At 46.2% G+C, this 8032-nt stretch carries 7 protein-coding genes; all 7 read right to left on the minus strand.

The annotated features are described in order from the left end of the window. Positions 1-176: 176 nt before the first annotated feature. Entirely contained in the window at positions 177-2498 is a 2322-nt protein-coding gene (locus H2C83_RS16170) for an FtsK/SpoIIIE family DNA translocase (RefSeq protein WP_181742216.1), read from the minus strand. Positions 2499-2731: 233 nt separating this feature from the next. Continuing rightward, entirely contained in the window at positions 2732-2956 is a 225-nt protein-coding gene (locus tag H2C83_RS16175) for a YlzJ-like family protein (protein WP_181742217.1), read from the minus strand. Then, positions 2953-3687 carry a ClpP family protease gene (locus H2C83_RS16180; RefSeq protein ID WP_181742218.1) on the minus strand — a complete coding sequence of 245 codons (735 nt, stop codon included), beginning with the start codon at positions 3685-3687 and terminating at the stop codon, positions 2953-2955. The genes H2C83_RS16175 and H2C83_RS16180 overlap by 4 nt, the downstream gene beginning before the upstream one ends. A gap of 93 nt (positions 3688-3780) precedes the next feature. Next, entirely contained in the window at positions 3781-4173 is a 393-nt protein-coding gene (gene dhaM, locus H2C83_RS16185) for a dihydroxyacetone kinase phosphoryl donor subunit DhaM (RefSeq protein ID WP_181742219.1), read from the minus strand. A 3-nt stretch (positions 4174-4176) separates the two neighbouring features. Continuing rightward, positions 4177-4800 carry a dihydroxyacetone kinase subunit DhaL gene (gene dhaL / locus H2C83_RS16190; RefSeq protein WP_181742220.1) on the minus strand — a complete coding sequence of 208 codons (624 nt, stop codon included), beginning with the start codon at positions 4798-4800 and terminating at the stop codon, positions 4177-4179. 12 nt (positions 4801-4812) lie between these two features. Continuing rightward, positions 4813-5808 carry a dihydroxyacetone kinase subunit DhaK gene (gene dhaK, locus H2C83_RS16195; protein ID WP_181742221.1) on the minus strand — a complete coding sequence of 332 codons (996 nt, stop codon included), beginning with the start codon at positions 5806-5808 and terminating at the stop codon, positions 4813-4815. 368 nt (positions 5809-6176) lie between these two features. Further along, positions 6177-8032 (minus strand): condensation domain-containing protein (locus H2C83_RS16200; protein ID WP_246333972.1); only part of this gene is annotated, 1856 nt, incomplete at its 5' end.

Genomic DNA, 8032 nt, shown 5'->3' on the forward strand with positions numbered 1-8032 from the left:
AAAAAGCGGCTGGAAGACTTCAGCCGCTTTTTATTGCCGACTGTGAACTTCATTCGTGTTCACTTTACAATGAAATCAATCAGGCTATTCAATATTTGCATTTAGTCAAGGGGAAAACTGTCTCGCTTGTTTTTGTGCAAATTGTCTCAAATTCACATAAAACCTTTCCACAAACTCTACTTGACAGCTTCTTTCCTTGCTTCATTCCGATTCTCGATGGATGTGACCAATACTTCACGCGGCTTGCTCCCTTCATGAGGTCCGACGATCCCTTTGGCCTCAAGCATATCGATTAAACGGGCAGCCCTCGTATAACCGATGCGCAGGCGCCGCTGCAACAAGGAAACGGAAGCCGTCTGTGCTTCCACCACCAGTTCCATGGCTCTCGGAAACAGTTCATCATCCACATCTGACTTTTGCTGTTCGGGAGCGTTTGGAATCATTTCTTCCTGATATTCCGGTTCCTGCTGCTCCTTCACAAATTTGACGACAGCTTCCACTTCTTCGTCCGTAAGGAAAGCTCCCTGAATCCGGGTTGGCTTGGATGCTCCCGTCGGCAAATACAGCATATCTCCACGTCCGAGCAGCTTTTCTGCGCCCCCCATATCCAGTATGGTGCGGGAATCGGCTTGTGAAGAAACCGCGAAAGCGATTCGGGTCGGGATATTCGCTTTAATCACCCCTGTAATGACATCCACTGAAGGACGCTGGGTGGCGATAATCAGATGGATTCCCGCCGCCCTGGCCATCTGCGCCAGACGGCAAATGGCATCTTCCACATCAGACGGGGCGACCATCATCAAATCGGCCAACTCATCGACAATGACCACAATATATGGCAGTGGATCCAGATCTTTTACCTTTTTCGTTTTGATTAACGAATTGAAACGCTCAATGTCACGGGCACCATGTTTGGCAAAGAACTCATAGCGTTTTTCCATTTCCGCTACGACTTTTTTGAGGGCAATTGCCGCTTTGCGGGGATCGGTGACAACCGGAACCAGCAAATGGGGAATTCCGTTATATATATTTAATTCAACCATTTTCGGATCGATCATCATCAGCTTTACTTCATCAGGTCGGGCTTTATACAGCAGGCTGATGATAATGGCATTGATGCAGACGCTTTTCCCTGACCCCGTTGCACCGGCGACCAACAGGTGAGGCATTTTGGACAGATTGTCAATGATGGGTTTGCCGTAAATATCCCTGCCCAGCGCAATGCTCAGTTTGGATTCCGAATTCAGATATGCACTGCTTTCCAGTACATCCCGCAGACCAACGATGGCCACCTCGGTGTTGGGAATTTCAATCCCTACTGCCGATTTCCCCGGAATCGGCGCTTCAATCCGGATATCCTTGGCTGCAAGCGCCAGTGCTATATCATCTGCCAGGTTAACAATCCGACTCACTTTGACTCCTTTTTCCGGTTGAATTTCATAGCGGGTTATCGCCGGCCCGCGATGGATTTCGCCAACAGTGGCATCGACTCCAAAGCTTTTTAATTTATCTTTCAAAACTTCAGCTTTTGCTTTATCCTGCATATCCTCCTGCTCTTTTCCCTGTCTCTTCCTGGCCGTCTTTAACAGCACCGTTGGCGGCAGTACATAGTTTTCCATGTTGGAATGGGTATTGAATTTTACAACAATCGGTTCCTCTTCCTGCGGTTTGTCCTTGGAACTCTTCTTCATCCGCGTCTCAGGAACGCCGGGCCTGTCCAGGCGCAATTTCAACTGCTGCTGGGCAGGCCCGTTTCCTTCGTCTGCCTGGTACACCAAATCTTCAAAATCATAGATAACCGGGTTAGCCCTTTCCTGGCTGTCATTTTGGCTGTCAGCCACTTTTTTCCTGCGGTTCCGCTTCTGTTTTGACTCTTTTTGGCGATATTGGTGCTTGATCCAGCGTATCAGCCATTCTCTCGCTTTTTTCTTTTGTGTTTTAAACAAATTTTTTATTCCTGAAAATATTTTTACGTATGAAAGGTCGGCAATTAATAAAAATCCGCATAACACCACTGCTCCCAGCACAATCAATGTGCCAACATCGTCAAACAGAAATTGAAGCAGGGCATACGAAAAGGCACCAACCATTCCACTCCCGATATCCATCGGTACCTGGGAGTTTCTTTCCGAAAGCAACAGATTCCATGTATGATCAATAATACCCACATTGGCGTCAAAAGTTTTGAAGGTCAGATAGTGATTAAAGGTCAGGACTGCAATCAGGACAAGCGCAATCCCTGTCCATCTGGGGGACCAGTCGGAAGGCCACTTGCGATTGGCCATAATATACAAGGCCAGCCAGATTCCGAACAATGGAACAATAAAATCCCAGGTTCCCATGATAAAACGGGACAGGTAGGTCAAATTCCTTCCAATGGCCCCATAACTGGCAATGGTAATCAAAGATAAGGATAAAATAACAATCCCGTAAATTTCAAACATGATTTCCTTTTTTGTCTCTATCGCCTGGTTTTTCTTTTTTTTCTTTTTTGTCATTGGAACCACCTTTTCAACGATCCGTCAACGCTTATTATAACATGGAAATTCTCACCAGTTTAGTTTTACCCGAATTTTTTTGTTTCCGGATTGAACGAGCGACTCCTTCCAAAAATAAACAGGGTTCTTTTTTATTTTCCGGCTTAATGGCAAATTCCCTTCCGGCTCTCATAAAAAGAAGAGAACTTGCCTGAAATGAAATCAAAAAAACCGCTGTTTTTTCAGCGGTTGTTTTAGTGCTCTTGGATAAACGGTGTATGCCTGATTTTCTTTCCGGGCTGAAACCGGGGATCCAGATAATGGGCGGGATCGGCACTCAACACCCGGACAATGGTGGCTTCCTGTTCATTTTCTTTGTGAACGAGCATGTTTACGCCCTGAACCTGGATCTCCTGCAATGCCAGCTCGTCAACATTGTAATACGCCAATTCGATCGGGATTATTGAATAATAAATCATTGCAGAATCTCCTTTTCCCGCTTTCTGGCTTTCACCATTTTATTCAGTTCGGCCAATGCCTCAGAAATGCCGCCAACATCATCGATTAGCCCATATTTGACCGCATCTTTTCCAATCACATTGGTCCCGATATCCCGTGCCAAATCTCCGGTACGAAACATGAGTTCACGAAACTTCTCTTCGGAAATCCCCGAATGGCTGGCAACGAAACGGGTTACCCGGTCCTGCATCTTTTCCAGATATTCGAAGGTTTGTGGCACACCGATCACCAGACCGCTCAATCTTACCGGATGTACCGTCATGGTCGCTGTTTCCGCAATAAAGGATTTATCTGCCGCCACCGCAATCGGAACCCCGATACTGTGTCCTCCTCCCAAAACAATCGAGACGGTCGGCTTGTTCATGGTAGCAATCATCTCAGCAATGGCCAGTCCCGCTTCCACATCGCCGCCGACAGTGTTCAATACAATCACCATTCCCTCAATTTTGGGATTTTGTTCAACAGCAATGATTTGGGGAATCACGTGCTCATACTTGGTTGTTTTGTTTTGTGGAGGCATCACCAGATGTCCTTCGATTTGCCCGATAATGCTTAAACAAAAAATATTGCTTTCCAGTTGCGGAACATTGGTTTGTCCGAGTTGCTGAATCATTTGGGCGGCTGCATTTTTCTTTTTCTGTTCTTCATCTTCCGAATGATTCGGAGCAGATTCATAAATTTGCTCTTTCATCGGGCTCACTCCTTCTTAAAAATCTAACCATTAGTATGTACAAATATTATGCTGTTATTTGAAGCCCGAATGAAATCGCCGTTTAACCTTCTGTTATCCGAGTTTTTGCAAATTGTTCACTTTTTCCGCAGAGGCCAGCACCTTTTCCAGACTGCTTTGGACGGAAGCCTGAACAACTGCGGCATAGGCCCCTTCTACCAATGGAGCATCAGCCACCCGGATCCGTTTATCCGGCCCCAGCATTTCAATCGCCATTTCAATCGACATGGAGGCACTTCCAAAATCAAATAAAATGATTACACCCTGATCGGAATATACGGATTCAATCGCTTCCTTGATTTTTTGCATACTTGTACCCAGTTCGCCTTCATCGGTTCCGCCGGCTATAGCAATCGGAACCTGCTTTTGCACCTGGCTCAGGAATTCTGCCAGCCCTTCGACCAGTTTTTCACTATGGGACACAAGAACCAATCCAACACAACTCATAAACTATTCTCCTTTTTGCAATTGATCTGCTAATGTTTGAAAGAGATAACAGGACGAGACAGCGCCTGGATCCACATGACCGATTGATCGTTCCCCCAAAAACGACGCACGTCCTTTTCTGGCCTGCAACTCCTTTGTTTTTTCCATCGATTGTACGGCTATATCCTTTACTTTTTGCCAGGAAAGATCCTGTCCGGCCCGAACCATATAATCAACAACCGGTTCCCAAACATCAATCATGGTCTTGTCGCCCGGTTCCGCTTTTCCTCTCATTTTCAACCCGTTCAGGGCTTCCGTGAGCGCCAATCCCCATTCCTGCAAGGACAACGCCTTTTTTCCTTTGCATACTGCCGCCATTTTTAAAAATGCAGTGCCGTACAACGGACCCGATGCACCTCCCACCTTGCTGAGTAGAGCAAGGGAGACACGTTGAAACAAAGCCCCAATATCCCCGTCTTCCGTCTCTTTAAGCAACTGCTCAACTTCCTTGAACCCCCGTGCCAGATTTATTCCGTGATCCCCATCACCGATCGCCTGGTCATACAGGGACAATTCTTCCTTTTTCTCCTGGATCAGCTTACTGAGATTTAACAGCCAACTTTTTATTTGCCCGCAGGTGAAATCCATTGCTTTTCCTCCTTATGCCTGAACCCAGGCTGCCGTGTTTGCCGGTGCTTCCAGTCCTTTTCTCAATTCGTCATCCAACCGAAGCAGGGTAAGGGAACAGCCGGCCATCTCCAATGAGGTCATAAACTCACCAATATGTGTGGAAAATACATGAATCCCTTTATCTTGTAAACATTTTGATATCTTCCTGTTTAAAATGTATAACTCCATTTGGGGCGTTGCTCCCAGACTGTTTACCAAAACAGACACTTGATCCCCTTCCTTTACGGGCAAGTCTTCCAAGATATGATTCAATAAATCGACTGCAACTTCATCGGATGTCATCAAGCTTCTTCTCATGATTCCGGGCTCGCCATGAATCCCCATTCCCACTTCCATTTCATTCTCGCCGAGTGAAAAACCGGGTTTTCCCACCGCCGGTACTGTACATGGTGTTAACGCCACACCCATGGTGCGAACATGCCGAACCGTTTTTTCGGCAATCCGGTGAACCTCCTCCAGGCTTGCTCCTGCTTCGGCCCAGGCTCCGGCGATTTTATGGACAAACACCGTGCCCGCGATTCCTCTGCGTTCCCCTGACTGTTTATTTTTCAGGGCAACATCATCATTGACGATCACTCTTTTGACAGGGATTCCTTCCACTTCTGCCAATTCGGCAGTCATATCAAAGTTCATCACATCACCAGCATAGTTTTTGATAATGAGCAGAACTCCCCGTCCCCCGTCAGCCGCTTTAATCGCCTGCAAGATCTGGTCCGGAGCGGGAGAAGTAAATACTTCGCCAGCAACGGCAGCATCGAGCATCCCACTTCCCACATACCCCCCATGGGCTGGTTCATGTCCGGAACCTCCGCCGCTTACCAACCCGACTTTGCCTTGAACAGGAGCATTTTTGCGAACAATCACTGAAGAACCTGGCAGCCTTTTTAACAGATCAGGATGTGCCGCTGCCATTCCATCCAACATTTCATCGACGACTGCTTCAGGATGATTGATTAACTTTTTCAATTTCAACTCCCCTTTGTTAGGCAACTTTTAAAAAAATATATGAGCTGATGCTTCTCTTATTATATCTTACCGGAACAAGCAGCTAAAACTATCCAATCGAAAAAAATTCCAGAGTAAAGGATAAAAATCCATTTATTTCCTTAACATCTGTTCAAAAAAGTCATCTATAATAAAACAAGAGATGATAACTTGATTATCTACAGGTTGTGATCTCAGCAAGTGGTTTTATGAATTTGTTCCCCGGATCTAAGAGACCGTTTTGCGGTCTCCTTTTTTTTGACAAACTTTCCTGGACCGGACTGGTATCTGAAGAGTAAAAAGGTAATTGAAACAGAAAGCCTGCCCCTTTTTTGGGACAGGCTTTCCGTTTATTTTGCCAGGGCTTCTTCCCGGCAAAACTCAACAATTCTTCTTAAATGATGGAGATAACGGTTTACCAGCTGTTCAATCGTTTCCCGGTAATAAAGGGATTCGTGGTAACGGATCGGGACGATCAGTTCGCCGTTTTGCACAAATGACACAAAATCCAATTTGTACGGCCATTTTGTCAACGGATGCACCCCTTCGCCGGCGGACATGTTTGCGATTTGTACGCCTTCTTTTTCGACATCCTGTACAAATTCCCCCTGATAGTTAAAGTTTATCTCCGGTTTCAGCTTGAAGTGCAAATTCTGCTTGTATCGGGGATCGGTCAGGTATTTCAGTATTCCGTAACCAACCCCTTTGTTGGGAACCTGACGCAGCTTCTCTTTCACATAGGGAATCACATCGGCCGGATTTTGGCTGTCGATGTTAAAGACGACTGGATACATCGAAGTAAACCAGCCAATGGTCCGGTTCAGGTCTACGCCATCGATGATTTCTTCCCGGCCATGGCCTTCCAGTTGAACTGCAACCGTACCGTATGTCCAGCTGTTCAGCGTCATGACCAATGCGGACAGTAACAGATCATTGATCTCGGTCTGGTAGGCGCGATGTGCCAGTGACAACAAATCACGGGTATGATCCCGGTCGAGACGCCCCTCTGCGATTTTCACATGTTTGCTGGAATAATCAACATTTCCCCATTTATCGACAGGAAGGGCGGGAGCCTGCTCGTGGTCTGTCTGTTGCCAGTATGGAATCTCACTTAGCAGAGATGGGCTGTTTGCATACTCATGCAACTTTTTACTCCATGTCTGGAAGGAAGTTGTTTTTGGCGGAAGCATGACAGGTTTCCCGTTTAACTTTCGCTGGTAAGCCGAATGCAAGTCTTCAGACAATACCCGCCAGGACACGGCATCCATCACCAAATGGTGAATGATGATCAGCAAATAGTCTCCTTTGCCGGTATGGAAAATTCCCAACCGAATTAAAGGTCCGTCGTTGATCCGAATGGAACGGTGCAAACGGGTAGATTCTTTTTCTATAATCGCCGCAACATTTTCTGTTTCTTTTACGTCAAATTCGTAGATTCTAAAATACTCGCCCGTCAGGTCACGATTTACCGCTTTAATCTGTCCTTCTTCCTGTTTGAAGGACATCCTCAAGGCATCATGATGGGCAACCAGTTCCTGGAAGACCAGTTTTAAAATGTTTGCATCCCAACCCTGTTCGCGATGCAGGACAATGGCCATGTTCCATTGATCCGGATAATCCGTCTGTTCATACATCCAATGTTGAATCGGGGTTAAAGCAACTTCGCCTGCAACCGTTTTTTCCCCAACTTCATCTGTTGCTTTCTGAATATGTTGGGCCAGTTCCTCAATTGTGGGATATTGGAACAGATCTTTCAACCGCAGTGTTAACTGGTGACGTTTTAACCGGGAAGCAATTTGCATCGCCTTGATTGAATCTCCGCCAAGTTCAAAGAAATGATCCTGCACTCCGACACGATTAACCTGCAAGACCTCTTGCCACAATTGTGCGAGGATTTTTTCGGTTTTGTTGGAAGGAGCAGCATATTTTACTCCTGTTTGCATTTGGTCGGGTTTTGGCAAAAGTTTTTTGTCAATTTTCCCGTTTGCCGTCAAAGGCAGTTCTTCCAGTTGCATAAAGTATGCGGGAATCATGTAATCCGGCAACTCTTTCCCCAGGTATTGACGGAGGCCGGAAATGGAACAAGGTTCGGAGACCGTAAAATAAGCACACAGGCTCAATTGATTTCGTTCATCCGTTTGAGCCACAACAACAGCCTCTTTCACGGCTGGATAACTTAATAACCTGCTGGCTACTTCTCCCGGTT

The sequence above is a fragment of the Thermoactinomyces mirandus genome, assembly GCF_013868055.1.
In the GTDB taxonomy this organism is placed as follows: domain Bacteria; phylum Bacillota; class Bacilli; order Thermoactinomycetales; family Thermoactinomycetaceae; genus Thermoactinomyces; species Thermoactinomyces mirandus.